Below are 13,621 nucleotides of genomic sequence, written 5' to 3'. Positions count from 1 at the left end.
CATATTGCCAACAGCAGTTGTGCATAAGACCACGCCAAATCTACCGTTCCCGGCCATCGGCACCGACGCCGAAAGGAGGCCCCCTGAGATGGGATCGCTGGACGACTTCCTGGCCCGCCGCTGGGAAGATCTCGTGACGCTGACGCTGCAACACCTCGCCGTGGTGGCTCTGAGCCTCGCCATCGCCACCGTTCTCGGCGTTCTGATCGGTTTGCTGGTGTGGGACAAGAACGTTCCGCGCTCGGTGGCGCTGACCGCCGCCGGCATCGCGATCACCATTCCGTCGCTGGCACTGCTCGCGCTGCTCAGCCCCGTGCTGGGACTCGGGTGGGCGCCGACGGTGGTGTCGCTGGTCTTCTACTCGCTGCTGCCGATCGTGCGGAACACGGTGGTCGGCCTGCGGGAGGTGCCCGCGCACCTGGTGGAGTCGGCGCGCGGCATGGGCATGACGCCGGTGAAAACCCTTCTGAGCATTCAACTTCCGCTCGCGTGGCCGGTCATCGTCACCGGCATTCGGGTGGCGGCACAGCTCACCGTCGGCATCGCGGCGATCGCGGCGTACGTCGCGGGTCCCGGTCTCGGCTTCTACATCTTCAAGGGCCTGTCCTCGCTCGGTTCGGTCAACGCGCTCAACTTCGCGCTCACCGGCACGATCTGCGTCGTGCTGCTGGCCCTGCTGATCGACGGCGCCTTCGTCCTCATCGCCCGCTACAGCACCTCGAGGGGTCTCCGTGTCTGAGCCTGGAGTCGGCATCGAGCTGAGCCACGTCACCAAGCGGTACGCGGGCCAGCAGCAAGCGGCGGTCGAGGACTTCTCGTTGAGCGTCCACCCCGGCGAGCTCGTGATGTTCGTCGGGCCGTCCGGCTGCGGCAAGACCACGACGATGAAGATGATCAACCGCATCATCGAGCCGTCGTCCGGTTCCATCACGATCGACGGCCAGGACGTGCTGTCGCTGGACCCCAACGAACTGCGCCGCCACATCGGCTACGTCATCCAGCAGATCGGCCTGTTCCCGCACATGACGATCGCGGAGAACATCGCCACCGTCCCGAAACTCCTCGGCTGGTCGAAGGACAGGACGAGCGCGCGGGTCGACGAACTGCTGCGCACCGTCCAGCTCGACCCGGCGGTCTTCGCGCACCGCTACCCCAAGCAGCTCTCCGGCGGCCAGCAGCAACGGGTCGGCGTCGCGCGGGCCCTGGCCGCCGACCCGCCGGTGATGCTGATGGACGAACCGTTCGGCGCCACCGACCCGATCACCCGGCAGAAGCTCCAGGCCGAGTTCCTCAAGCTCCAGTCCGACATCGGCAAGACGATCATCTTCGTCACGCACGACTTCGACGAGGCGATCAGGCTCGGCGACCGGATCGCGGTGCTGAGCGAGCGCAGCCAGATCGAGCAGTTCGACACGCCCGCGAACATCCTCGCCAACCCCGCCAACGACTACGTGTCGAGCTTCATCGGCCACGGCGCCGGGTTGATGCGACTGGCGTTGATCCCGATCAGCGACGTCGAGCTGGACGCACCGGACGCGAGCGCGCCGGCGGTGGACGCGGACGCCTCGCTGCGGGACGCCCTGGACCTGCTGATGGTCACGGGAGCGGAGCGGGTCAACGTGTCCGGAGGCGGCGGATCTTTGACGCACGCCAAGATCTCGGCCGCACTGGGCAAGGCACGGCAACCGGTGGAGGCGTCATGACCGCCGCTGTTCAGAGCTCCCGCCTGTCTCTCAAGCGCTTCGGCACTCCGTTCGCGGTCGTGGCCGTGCTCGCGGTGCTGTTCCTCTGGCTCAGCAGCCTCACCCTCGACTCCATCGAGCAGCGCACCCTCAACGCCGGCTACCTGATCGACCGCACGCAGGAGCACCTCGTCCTCACCGTGGCCAGCTCCGCCCTGGTGGCTCTGCTCGCCATCCCGGCAGGCATCGCCGCCTACCGGGTCAAGTCCAAGGCCGTGCGCGCGTTCGTCATCGGCCTGGGCAACATCGGCCAGGCGACGCCCGCGGTCGGTGTCGTGATCCTGCTGGCGATCGTGTGGCAGACGGGCTTCTACACCGCCCTGATCTCCCTGGTCGCGTACTGCTTCCTGCCCGTGCTGCGCAACACCCTGACCGGCCTCGAACAGGTCGACCACGCCACCCGCGAGGCCGCCAGGGGCATGGGCATGACCCCGCGCCAGGTCCTGTGGCGCATCGAACTCCCGCTCGCCTCACCGGTGATCCTGGCCGGGCTGCGGACCGCTCTCGTGTTCTCCGTCGGCGTCGCGACCATCGCGACGTTCATCAACGCCGGTGGCCTCGGCGACATGATCGTCAACGGCCTGAAGCTCCAGCGCTACCCCGTGATCGTCGTCGGCGCCGTGCTCGTCGCCGCGATCGCCGTCCTCATCGACTGGGCCGCCGGTCTCGTCGAGGACCTCGTCCGCCCCCGCGGTCTGTAACCCACCTCCGCCGAACGCCACAAAGGACCTTCCATGTACAAGCGCGCCCTCATCGGCGTGCTGGCCCTCGGGCTGGCCGCCTGTTCTAGCTCCCCCAACGCGAGCACCGAGTCGAAGAGCAGCGACCTCGCGGGCCTGCAGGGCCAGATCGGGTCCAAGGACTTCGCCGAGCAGTACATCCTCGCCCACCTGACCACCAAGCTGCTCAACGCCCACGGCGCGACGATGGAGGCCAACACCAAGCTGGTCGGCTCGGCGAACGTGCGGCAGGCGTTGGAGAACAAGCAGTTCGTGGGCTACTGGGAGTACACCGGCACGTCCTGGATCACCTACAACAAGCAGACGCAGCCGCTCAAGACCGAGTCCGAGCAGTTCGACGCGGTCAAGAAGGCCGACGAGGCCAAGAACATCGCCTGGGTCGCGCCCGCGCCGTTCAACAACACCTACACCTTCGCGATCCGCAACGAGAAGGCGAAGGAGCTCAACGTCTCGAAGATGAGCGACATCGCCAAGTTGCCCGCGAACGAGCGGACGTTCTGCATCGAGAGCGAGTTCTCCACCCGGGACGACGGCTGGCCGGGCGTCTCGAAGGAGTACGCGTTCGACGCGCCGAAGGACAACGTGAAGCTGCTCGACACCGGCGTCATCTACACCGCCACCAAGGACGGCAAGGACTGCAACTTCGGCGAGGTGTTCGCGACCGACGGCCGCATCGCCGCGCTCGGCCTGACCGTGCTGCAGGACGACAAGGCGTTCTTCCCGATCTACCAGGGCGGTTTCACGTTGCAGGCGGACGTGCTGAAGAGCCACCCGAAGATCGCGGACGTGCTCAAGCCGATGGCGGACAAGCTGACCACGGAAGAGATGCAGAAGCTCAACGCCAAGGTCGACGTCGACGGTGACGAGCCGGACGAGGTCGCGCAGGAGTGGCTGACCGCGCAGGGGCTGATCTGATCATGCAGATCGGAGAGAGCTTCGTCGGCGACGGCGTCAACGCCGCCCACATCAACACCGTGCTCGGCCACCGCGACGGACCCGCCGGCACGGCGTGGGCCACCGCCCTCGCCACCCCGTCCGCGGGCCACGTCCCGTTCGTCGCGGTGCTGCGGCCGTCGCTGCCGGTCAAGCCGATGACGTTGTTCGTCACCAAGGCCGCGCCCGCGAGCGACGACCACGGCCTGCTGATCTGGGGTCCCGCCCAGGCCGGCGTGGCCGCGGGGGTCGCCGACGCGATCGCCGAGGGCAGCATCCCGGAACCGGACACCTCGACGCACGTGCTGATCGCGGCGGTCTGGGTCAACCCCGGCGCCGACGACGCGGTCACCGTCTACCGCAACAACCGCGAGGCCACCCGCACCGCGCTCGCCAACGGTGCCAAGGACCTCCCGGCCGTCGCGGACGTGCTGGCCGCGCGGAACACCCCCAGCAACCCCTTCTACACGCCATCCGAGGAGAGAGCGTGAGCACTCCCACCGTCGGTTTCATCGGGCTCGGCAGCATGGGATCCGGCATGACCCGGAACCTGCAGAAGGCCGGCTTCTCCCTGGTGGTCAACGACATCCGCCGCGAGTCGGCGGACGAGCTGATCGACGGGGGCGCCCGCTGGGCGGACACACCGGCCGAGGTCGCCGCCGACAGCGACCTCGTGATCACCATGCTCCCCACGCCCAAGCACGTGCACGAGGTCGTGAACGGCCAGGCGGGCGTGCTCGCCGGGATCGTCCCTTCCGGAACGTGGATCGACATGTCCACGTCCGTGCCCGAGGTGGCGGACGAGGTCCGCAAGAAGAACCCCGGCCTGCACGTGCTGGACGCGCCGGTCAGCGGCATGTCGGTCGGCGCCGCGAACGGCACGTTGCAGATCTTCGTCGGCGGTGACCACGATGACGTGAACCGCCTGCGCCCGGTGTTTGAGGCCATGGGCGACCGGGAACGCATCCTGCACGTCGGCGGACACGGTGCGGGCTACACCGTGAAGCTGATGCTGAACCAACTGTGGTTCTCGCACCTGGTCGCCACGGCCGAGGTGCTGGCCATCGGGGTGAAGGCGGGTGTCGAGCTGGGTGTGCTGCGCAACGCGCTCGTCAACAGCCCTGCCCGGAGCAACTTCGTCGAGAACGACGTGCTGTCCATCTTGGACCACGGCGACTACGACGAGGGTTTCGCGATCGCACTCGCCTGCAAGGACCTCGGCCTGTCGACCGACCTCGCCGCGTCCGTCGGCGTGCCGGCCGAGCTGTCCGCGCTGGTCGAGCAGATCTTCCGCCGCGCCCGTGCGAGCTACGGCGACCAGGCCGGCGAGATGACCCCGGTGAAGCTCTACGAGGACCTCATCGGGGTCGACCTGAGGCTGTGAGGGGACACGCCATGTTCACCAAGCTCTACATCGACGGCAAGTGGCTCGACTCGAGTGACGGCCGCACGTTCGAGGTGCTCGATCCGTCCACGGAGGAGGTTCTCGCGCAGGTCGCCGAGGCCACGCCTCAGGACGGCGCGAAGGCCCTGGACGCCGCCGTCGCCGCCCAGGCCGCGTGGGGCAAGACGGCTCCACGCGCTCGGGCAGAGATCCTGCGCAAGGCCTTCGAACTGGTCACCGCGCGGACCGAGGAGTTCGCGCAGCTGATCACGAAGGAGATGGGCAAGCCGCTCGCCGAGTCACGGGCCGAGGTCGCCTACGGGGCCGAGTTCCTGCGGTGGTTCTCGGAGGAAGCACCGCGCATCTCCGGCCGGTTCACCACCGCGCCGGACGGCAAGAACCGCCTGGTCACGGTCAAGCGGCCGGTCGGGCCATGCCTGTTCGTGACGCCGTGGAACTTCCCGCTGGCGATGGCCACGCGCAAGATCGCCCCGGCGATCGCGGCGGGCTGCACGATGGTGCTCAAGCCCGCCGAGCTCACGCCGTTGACCGCGTTGCTGTTCGCCGACGTGCTGGCCGAGGCCGGACTTCCGCAGGGCGTGCTGAACGTGATCACCACGACCGATCCAGGTGCGGTCACCGGGCCTCTGCTGCGTGACCCGCGGCTGCGCAAGCTGTCGTTCACCGGCTCGACCGCGGTGGGCAAGAAGCTGATCGAGCAGTCCGCCGACCAGGTGCTGCGGGTGTCCATGGAACTCGGCGGCAACGCGCCGTTCCTGGTGTTCGAGGACGCCGACGTCGACGCGGCGGCGGACGGCGCGGTGCTCGCCAAGCTCCGCAACGGCGGCGAGGCGTGCGTGGCGGCCAACCGGTTCCTGGTGCACTCGTCGGTCGCGGCGGAGTTCACCGCGAAGCTGGCCGCGCGGATGAAGGAGTACCCGCTCGGCCCGTTGATCGACGCGAAGACCCGCGCGAAGGTCACCGGCCTGGTCGAGGACGCGCTCGACCGCGGCGCCGAACTGGCGTTGGGCGGGGCGGCGTTGGAGGGCAAGGGTTTCTTCTTCGAGGCGACCGTGCTGTCGGGTGTTCCGGCCGACGCGCGGATGCTTTCCGAAGAGATCTTCGGCCCGGTCGCGCCTGTCGTCACGTTCGAGACCGAGGAAGAGGCGGTCCGGATCGCGAACTCCACCGAGTACGGCCTGGTGTGCTTCGCCTACACCCGCGACCTCAACCGGGGTCTGCGGCTCGCGGAGTCCCTGGAGACCGGCATGCTCGGCCTCAACACGGGCATCGTGTCGAACCCCGCCGCGCCGTTCGGCGGCGTCAAGCACTCGGGCATCGGCCGTGAAGGCGGCGCCGAGGGCATCGAGGAGTACCTCGAAACCACGTATGTGGCCGTATCTGACCCGTTCGGGAGCGCGTGATGGACTTCGGGTTGGATCTCTTCTCCTTGAAGGGGAAGAACGCGATCGTCACCGGCGGCAACACGGGGCTGGGCCAGGCGTTCGCGCTCGGCCTGGCCGCCGCCGGGGCCGACGTGTTCGTGCCGAGCCTCGTCGACGACGAGGGCGAGACGCAGAAACTCGTGGAAGCACAGGGTCAGCGGTTCGCGTCGATGACCGCGGACATCACGCAGCCCGGTGCGTGCGCGTCCGTTGTGGACGCTTGTTTCGAGCAGTTCGGCTCGGTCGACATCGTCGTCAACTCGGCCGGCATCAGCCTGCTCGACGACGTCGAGGACTTCGGCCGCGCCCAGTGGGACGCGATGGTCGCGGTGAACCTGACCGCGGCGTTCGAACTCGCGCACGAGGCGACCAGGTACATGATCCCGCAGCGCTCCGGCAAGATCGTCAACATCGCGTCGCTGTTCTCGTTCCTCGGCGGTCAGCAGTCCCCCGCCTACGCCGCGACCAAGCACGGCATCGCCGGGTTCACCAAGGCGTACTGCGACGAGCTGGCGCAGCACAACATCCAGGTCAACGCGCTGGCACCGGGCTACTTCGCCACGAAGATCACCGAGGCGACCCGGTCGGACCCGGAGACCAACCAGCGCGTGATCGACCACATCCCGGCCGGCCGCTGGGGCGACCCGAGCGACCTGATGGGCGCGCTGGTGTTCCTCTCCTGCCGCGCCTCCGACTACGTCAACGGCCACACGCTCGTGGTCGACGGCGGATACCTCGTTCGCTGACTCCCCTTTCGAAGGCAGAGCCATGTTTCCAGCACCGCCGCCCGCCATCGCCTCCACCTCCGACCTGAGCCGCGAGCAGATCGTCGCCGGGCTAGTCGACCTCCTCGGCGCAGCGAAGGTCGACACCGACGACCAGGAACTCAAGGAAGCCAGCGTCGACCGGTTCCGCAAGTACACCTCGGTGCACGGCATCTTCACCGGCCCGATCCCGGCCGCGATCGCGAAGCCGGGCAGCACCGAGGAAGTCTCGAAGGTGCTGGCGTTCGCGAACGAGCACCGGATCAACGTCGTCCCGCGCACCGGCCGCACCGCGACCGAGGGCGGGCTGGAGACGCTGGTGGCGGACACGATCGTGCTCGACGGCTCCACAATGGACTCGATCGTGCGGATCGACCCGGTCAACATGATGGTGACCGCGCAGTGCGGCGTTCCGTTGCAGCAGTTGGAGGACGCGCTGCGCGAGCGTGGCCTGACCACCGGCCACTCGCCGCAGTCCAAGCCGCTCGCGCAGATGGGCGGGCTCGTCGCGACCCGCTCGATCGGCCAGTTCTCCACGCTGTACGGCGGGATCGAGGACATGGTCGTCGGCCTGGAGGCGGTGTTCCCGGACGGCACGGTCAGCCGGATCAAGAACGTCCCGCGCCGCGCCGCCGGTCCGGACATCCGGCACGTCGTGATCGGCAACGAGGGCGCGCTGTGCGTGATCACCGAGGTCACCGTCAAGCTCTTCAAGTACCAGCCCGAGCACAACCACTACTTCGGCTTCCTCACCGAGGACTTCGGTGACGCCGTCGAGCGGCTGCGGACGTTGATCACCGACGGCTACCGGCCGTCCGTGTGCCGCGTCTACTCCCCCGAGGACGCGAACCAGCACTTCAGCCACTTCTCGCAGAACAAGAACGTCGTCGTGCTCGTCGCCGAAGGCCCCGAGGGCATCGCGCGGGCCACGGCCGAGGCGATCGAGAAGACGTTCGCGGGCACCGAGGCGGTGGACCCCAAGCTGATCGTCGAGTGGTTCGACAACCTCAACTGGGGTCAGGACAAGATCGACGCCGAGAAGCGCGCGATGCTCGAGACCCAGCACCTCGGCTACACCACCGAGGTCTCCGTCGACTGGTCCAACGTCACGCCGCTCTACGAGGCGATCATGACCAGAGTTCGCACGGAGTTCCCGCGCTTCGCCGACCTCACGATGCTGGGCGCGCACTCGTCGCACAGCTACCAGACCGGCACGAACCTCTACTTCGTCTACGACTACAACATCACCTGCGAGCCGGAGCAGGAGATCGTCGAGTACCACATCCCGCTCAACGCCATCATCGTCGAAGAGGCGCTGCGGCTCGGCGGTTCGATGGTGCACCACCACGGCATCGGCAAGTACCGCACGCCGTGGACGCGCGATGAACACGGCAGCGCCTACCAGATGCTCGAAGTCCTCAAGCGCGGCTTCGACCCGAACGGGATCATGAACGCCGGCACGATCTTCCGGGTGTCATGAGCTACCTGATCGCGATCGACAACGGCTCGCAGAGCACGAAGGTGTCGATCGTCGACGAGTTCGGCCGGGTGCACGCGTCGGCGCAACGGCCGTTGCGCCCGTACGTCTACCCGCGCCCAGGCGAGGTCGTGCACCCGGACGACGACGTGTGGGACTCGATCGCCGAGGCCTGCACCGAGGCGATGCAGCGGTTCACCGGCGCGCCGGGCGAGATCGCGGGCGTCGGCCTGTGCACGATCCGGTTCTGCCGCGCCCTGATGGACGCGGACGGCCGCCTCACCGAGCCGTTGCTGAGCTGGATGGACGACCGCCTCGGGCAACCGCAGTGGGATGATCCGGCGATCCGCCGCGTCACGACCTCCTCGGGGTACGTGACGTTCCGGCTCACCGGCGAACACCGCGACACCGCCGGGAACTACGAGGGCATGTGGCCGATCGACCACGAGACCTGGCGCTGGCCCGACTCCTCGCCCGGCTACGAGGCGATGGGCATGCGGCGCGAGCAGCTGTTCGACCTGGTGGACCCCGGTGCGTTGCTCGGTCACGTGACGCCCGAGGCCTCCACCGCAACCGGTCTGCCCGCCGGATTGCCGGTGTTCGCGACCTCGAACGACAAGGCCGTCGAGGCGCTGGGCAGCGGTCTGGCCGACGAACTGCTGGTGTCGCTCGGCACCTACATCGCCGCGATGACCACGGGTTCCGACCACGTGGTCGACCCGTCCGGCCGGTTCTGGTCGAACTTCGGTTCCGTGCCGGGCAGGTACCTGTACGAGAGCAACGGCATCCGGCGCGGCATGTGGACCGTCAGCTGGTACCGCCAGCTCGTCGACGCCGACCTGGGCGAACTGGAGTCCGGTGCGGCGGCCGTCGAACCGGGCTGCGGCGGCCTGATGACCGTGCTCGACTGGCTCGCCCCCGGAGACCACCCGTACCGCCGGGGCGCGCTGCTCGGCTTCGACGGCACCCAGGGCCGCTTCCACGTCTACCGCTCGATCCTGGAGGGCATCGCGCTCACCATGCGGCGGCACAGCTCGGCCATGGCTCAGGCGCTGGGCCGCGAGTTCCCCGAGCTGATCGTCTCCGGCGGCGGTTCCCGGTCCGACCTGATGATGCAGATCTTCGCGGACGTCTTCGGGCGTCCGGTGCGTCGCACGCGGATGAGCGACGCCGCGGGCCTTGGCGCCGCGATCTGCGCGGCGGTCGGCAGTGGCGTGCACCCCGACTGGGACAGCGCGGTCAAGGCGATGGTCACCACGGCCGACGTCTTCACGCCGTCCGCCGCGTCCGAGCAGTACGCGCGAATCGTGGCCGACCACGCCCGCATCACGGAGTACACCGATCCGCTGTTCGCGAGCCTGCACCCTTAAATGCGTGTTGACCGCGTACGTGCGCGTCGCCGCCCTCCGCTAGGTTTCCCCAGTCCTGGCTGAGAAAGTGCATTCGAGGGTGAAGCTGTGCGGTTGCCGGAGTCGGCGTTCGAACAGGCGAAACTGGGGTCCGGTCACCTCCTCGCGGTGACGTCACCGCCGGGCGCCGAACGAACACGACACCTGGTCGGCGCTGTGGAACGGGCGCAGGCGCGCGGGTTCGCCGTGGTGTGGACGACGTGCCGGGCGGAGGCGCCGCCGCACTGGCCGTGGCACGCGGTGCTGGCGAGCCTGGGCGGGGACACGGCGGTGCTGGACGCTCCGCCGGAGGTGTGCGCGGCGGAGGTCGTGGACGTGCTGGGGGCCGGGCCCGCGATGATCCTGGTCGACGACATCGACCTCGCGGGCGAGGAGACGGTCCGGCTGCTGGAGGCGGTGGCGGGGCAGGTGCACCGGCTGCCCGTGGTCATCGTCGTCACGTCGACCCGGCCCACCGACCTCGTCGCTCCGACTCGGCTCGTCGACCAGGCACACGCCGCCCTCGCCGCCGGCCGCATCACCGAGGCCCGCGACCTGCTCGACCAGGCCGCCCGCGACGGCGACCCCGAAGCAGCCCTGGGCCTGCCCGGCATGTGGGTCAACAAGTTCCGCGCCCGAGCCGACCGCGCCCTCGCCATCGCCCGCCTGCACGAGGCCCTGGACCGCGGCCCGGCCGAACCCCTCCGCACCCGGCTGAGCACCAGGCTCACCGCCGAGCACGCCTACGACCGGCGCGAGACCGAGAGCGTCCTGAAAGCCCTCGACGAAGCCAGATCCACCGGTGACCAATTGACTTTGGCCGAGGCGTTGTCGTTGACCCATCACGCCTTGTGGTCCCCGCCCCACAACGCCCACCGCCGCGAACTCGCCGACGAGCTGATCACCGTCGCCTCCGCCGCGGGCCTGGACCTGTTGGCGCTCAGCGGGTTGTGCCGCCGCACGATGGACCTGTTCTGCCTGGGCGACCCGCACGCCGAACGTTCCCAGGCCGAACTCGCCCGCCGAGCCGCGAACCACCCAGGCCTGATGTTCTTCCACGCCGCGATGGACGTGATGCGCACGATCCGGGCGGGCCGGTTCGAGGAGGCCGAGCAGAAGTCGTTGGCCTGCGCCAAACTCGGGGTGAACGCAGGTGACGTGGACGCGGAGACGTTCCACAGCACGCACCTGTTCGCGATCCGCTGGCTCCAGGGACGCGGTGGTGAACTGGTCGACCTGGCCGAGCAGGTCACGCACTCCCCCACGTTGCCGGACCTGGAGTTCAGCTTCGAGGCCGCGCTCGCGTTGCTGGCTCTCGAGGCGGGGCAACGGGATCGCGCGCGGTCGGCGTTGCATCGATTGACCATCAACGGACTTGCGGCCGTGCCGTTGTCCAGCACGTGGATCACCTGCATGTTCTGCGTCGTGCACGTGGCGGCGGCGCTGAACGAGGCGGGCATCGCGCGTGAGGCCTACACGTTGTTGGAGCCCTTCGCCGACCAGCCCGTGGTGCCGGCGACCGCGATCGTCTGCTTCGGCTCGACCGAACTGCTGCTGGGCATCGCCGCGATGACGTTCGGCGAACCGGCCAGAGCCGTCGAGCACCTGGAACGCGCCGTCACCACCAACATCCGGCTCGGCAACCTGCCCATGACCGCCTACGCCCGCGCCACCCTCGCGCAGACGGTCAAGGGCGAGCGGGCGAAGGCGTTGTTCGACGTCGCGATCAACGACGCCAACGCGATCGGCATGACCGCGCGGGCGGCGATGTGGGCACGACAACGGGACGGGCTCACCGACCGGGTGGTGATTCGCAAGGAGAACGTGTGGTGGGTGGTTTCCCACCACGGCAAGGAAACCCGCGTCGAGGACCTCGTCGGCATGCGATATCTCGCGCGGCTCGTGGCCGATCCGGGCACCGAAATTCCGGCGCTGGAACTCGTGGGAGGACAGGACAGCGGCAACCAGCCGTTGCTCGATCCCGTGGCACGCGCGGCTTATCTCACCCGCATCCGCGATCTGCGGGCCCAACTGGACGACGATCCGTCGCCGCGGGTCGAGGCCGAGCTGGAGGCGTTGCTCAGCCACCTCGAACGCGAGACCGGTATGGGCGGACGCGGCCGCAACTTCGCGGGGCCGGCCGAACGCGCCAGAACCGCTGTGCGCAAAGCGATCCGGCGTGCCATAGACACCATCGCGACCACCGAACAGTCCACAGCGGACGCGTTGCGCGACGCCGTGACGACGGGATACCGCTGCAGCTACAAGCCCAGCTGATCTTGACCACCGCACGACCGTTGGCTCGCCACCAACGACGAGCAGTCTCTTGTGCACGGGGGGCGCCGGTGGGGCGCCACACACCGCACGAGGAGAACAATGGACAAGCAGGGAGTGCTGCGGCGCTTCACGCGTTTCGGCGTGATGGGGCTCGCGGCCCTCGGCATCATGACCGTCACGGCGGGGGCGGCCGAGGCGAAGCAGACGTGCTCGCAGGGCACGAACCACAACATCTGCTTCACGATCACCAAGGTGGGCTCCGACACCTACGACGTGAGCGTGGGCCTCGACGCCAGGATGTCCCGCGCCGACGCGCAGGCCATCATCGACCAGCCCGGTGACCCCGTCGACGCGTGGGCGATGGGTGCCGACTGGTTCGACAACGCCGAGTTCCGGGTCCCGATCTCCTGGGTCCGGGCGACGGACAACGGCCTGAGCGCGCAGTTCTACATCCAGGTCCCGTACAACGCTCTGGACGAGGACCCGGACGGCGGCGACGAGCTCTACGCCCGCGTGCGCCTCTTCGACACCCGCACGTCGACCAAGACGTACAAGTCGAAGGAACTGCACAGCCCGTTCTAGTTCCGCTCTGATTCCGATCGGTGCCGCCGAGGGGGCGGCATCGCCCGGTTGAAGGCAGGCGTCGTGGTTCGTACCCCAGCACGGACCACGGCGTCGGCACGGCGGCCCGCACCCCCGACACGGGCCGCCGTGCCAGCCACCGCCCGACCCGCCGCCGCCAGCGAGTCCGCGGCTCCCCCTGCTACCCGGCGAGGACCGCGGCTTCCCTGCGGCGCAACGCGATCCCGGGTTCCATGCCGAACTCCTCCACGAGCAGCGCGCGCACCCGCCGGTACGTCCGCAACGCGTCACCCGCGCGACCCGCCCGGTGCTGAGCCTCCATCAGCAGCTCCCACAACGACTCCCGCAACGGGTAGAGCGCGACGAGCCGTTCGAGCTGCGTGATCGCCTCTGCGTGCCGACCGCTCAGACACAGGGCCGCCGCGTGGTTCTCCTCCGCGAACGCCACCGCCTCGCGCAGCCGCACGACCTCCGCTTCGGCCCAGCCCTCGACCGGGCAGTCCGCGAGCGGCTCGCCTCTGTGCAGTCTCAACGCCTCCGCGTATCTGCCGTGCCGCAGGTGCTCGTCGAACTCCTCGACGTCGACCACGACCTGCGTGACGTCGAGCAGGTAGCCGGGTTCGCGGGTCAGCACCACGCCGTCGGCACCCGCGAGTTCGAGCGCCCGGCGGACCTTCGCGACGTGCCCCTGCGACGTCTTGGTCGCCGTCGGCGGCACGTCCTCGCCCCACAGGCCGTCGACCAGCGCCGAACTCGACACGAGCCGTCCGGTCCGCAACGCCAGCAACGCGAACACGGCCCGCCGCCGCGCGCCCGTGAAGTGCACCGGGCCGTTCGGGCCGCGGACTTCGAGCGGCCCGAGCAGCCGCACCTCGATCTTCATCAGATT

General features: G+C 68.9%; 13 protein-coding genes. 12 read left to right on the top strand and 1 reads right to left on the bottom strand.

Going from position 1 to position 13,621, the window contains the following annotated elements:
* Nucleotides 1-88: 88 nt before the first annotated feature.
* From JNUCC0626_RS03445 to JNUCC0626_RS03390, 12 genes are all read left to right on the top strand, one after another.
* Nucleotides 89-739, top strand: a complete 651-nt coding sequence (locus JNUCC0626_RS03445) for an ABC transporter permease (RefSeq protein ID WP_394618173.1) — start codon at nt 89-91, stop codon at nt 737-739.
* On the top strand, nt 732-1,703 hold the full coding sequence (locus tag JNUCC0626_RS03440) for an ABC transporter ATP-binding protein (protein WP_394618172.1): 972 nt from the start codon (nt 732-734) through the stop codon (nt 1,701-1,703). Before JNUCC0626_RS03445 ends, JNUCC0626_RS03440 begins: the two co-directional genes overlap by 8 nt.
* Nucleotides 1,700-2,443, top strand: a complete 744-nt coding sequence (locus tag JNUCC0626_RS03435) for an ABC transporter permease (protein WP_394618171.1) — start codon at nt 1,700-1,702, stop codon at nt 2,441-2,443. The genes JNUCC0626_RS03440 and JNUCC0626_RS03435 overlap by 4 nt, the downstream gene beginning before the upstream one ends.
* 33 nt (nt 2,444-2,476) lie before the next feature.
* Nucleotides 2,477-3,397, top strand: a complete 921-nt coding sequence (locus JNUCC0626_RS03430) for a glycine betaine ABC transporter substrate-binding protein (RefSeq protein ID WP_394618170.1) — start codon at nt 2,477-2,479, stop codon at nt 3,395-3,397.
* Nucleotides 3,370-3,906 carry a formaldehyde-activating enzyme gene (fae, locus tag JNUCC0626_RS03425; RefSeq protein ID WP_394618169.1) on the top strand — a complete coding sequence of 179 codons (537 nt, stop codon included), beginning with the start codon at nt 3,370-3,372 and terminating at the stop codon, nt 3,904-3,906. The genes JNUCC0626_RS03430 and fae overlap by 28 nt, the downstream gene beginning before the upstream one ends.
* A complete protein-coding gene (locus JNUCC0626_RS03420; protein ID WP_394618168.1) occupies nt 3,903-4,799 on the top strand; it encodes an NAD(P)-dependent oxidoreductase in 897 nt (298 codons plus the stop codon). Before fae ends, JNUCC0626_RS03420 begins: the two co-directional genes overlap by 4 nt.
* An 11-nt stretch (nt 4,800-4,810) precedes the next feature.
* Nucleotides 4,811-6,223, top strand: a complete 1,413-nt coding sequence (locus tag JNUCC0626_RS03415) for an NAD-dependent succinate-semialdehyde dehydrogenase (protein WP_394618167.1) — start codon at nt 4,811-4,813, stop codon at nt 6,221-6,223.
* On the top strand, nt 6,223-6,990 hold the full coding sequence (locus JNUCC0626_RS03410) for an SDR family oxidoreductase (RefSeq protein ID WP_394618166.1): 768 nt from the start codon (nt 6,223-6,225) through the stop codon (nt 6,988-6,990). Before JNUCC0626_RS03415 ends, JNUCC0626_RS03410 begins: the two co-directional genes overlap by 1 nt.
* 22 nt (nt 6,991-7,012) lie before the next feature.
* On the top strand, nt 7,013-8,488 hold the full coding sequence (locus JNUCC0626_RS03405; RefSeq protein ID WP_394618165.1) for an FAD-binding oxidoreductase: 1,476 nt from the start codon (nt 7,013-7,015) through the stop codon (nt 8,486-8,488).
* Complete coding sequence (locus JNUCC0626_RS03400; protein ID WP_394618164.1) at nt 8,485-9,855, top strand: FGGY-family carbohydrate kinase; 1,371 nt, start codon at nt 8,485-8,487, stop codon at nt 9,853-9,855. The genes JNUCC0626_RS03405 and JNUCC0626_RS03400 overlap by 4 nt, the downstream gene beginning before the upstream one ends.
* Before the next feature lie 87 nt (nt 9,856-9,942).
* Nucleotides 9,943-12,150, top strand: a complete 2,208-nt coding sequence (locus tag JNUCC0626_RS03395) for a hypothetical protein (RefSeq protein ID WP_394618163.1) — start codon at nt 9,943-9,945, stop codon at nt 12,148-12,150.
* A gap of 99 nt (nt 12,151-12,249) precedes the next feature.
* Complete coding sequence (locus JNUCC0626_RS03390) at nt 12,250-12,732, top strand: hypothetical protein (protein WP_394618162.1); 483 nt, start codon at nt 12,250-12,252, stop codon at nt 12,730-12,732.
* Nucleotides 12,733-12,913: 181 nt separating this feature from the next.
* Here JNUCC0626_RS03390 and JNUCC0626_RS03385 read toward each other — a convergent pair whose 3' ends face one another.
* Nucleotides 12,914-13,615 (bottom strand): AfsR/SARP family transcriptional regulator, encoded by a 702-nt coding sequence (locus JNUCC0626_RS03385; RefSeq protein WP_394618161.1) that lies wholly within the window; start codon nt 13,613-13,615, stop codon nt 12,914-12,916.
* Between the last annotated feature and the right edge of the window lie 6 nt (nt 13,616-13,621).

This window comes from Lentzea sp. JNUCC 0626, from assembly GCF_043632865.1.
GTDB lineage: Bacteria > Actinomycetota > Actinomycetes > Mycobacteriales > Pseudonocardiaceae > Lentzea.
Note: the sequence above shows the minus strand (reverse complement) of the source record. Positions and strands in the feature narration are given on the sequence as shown.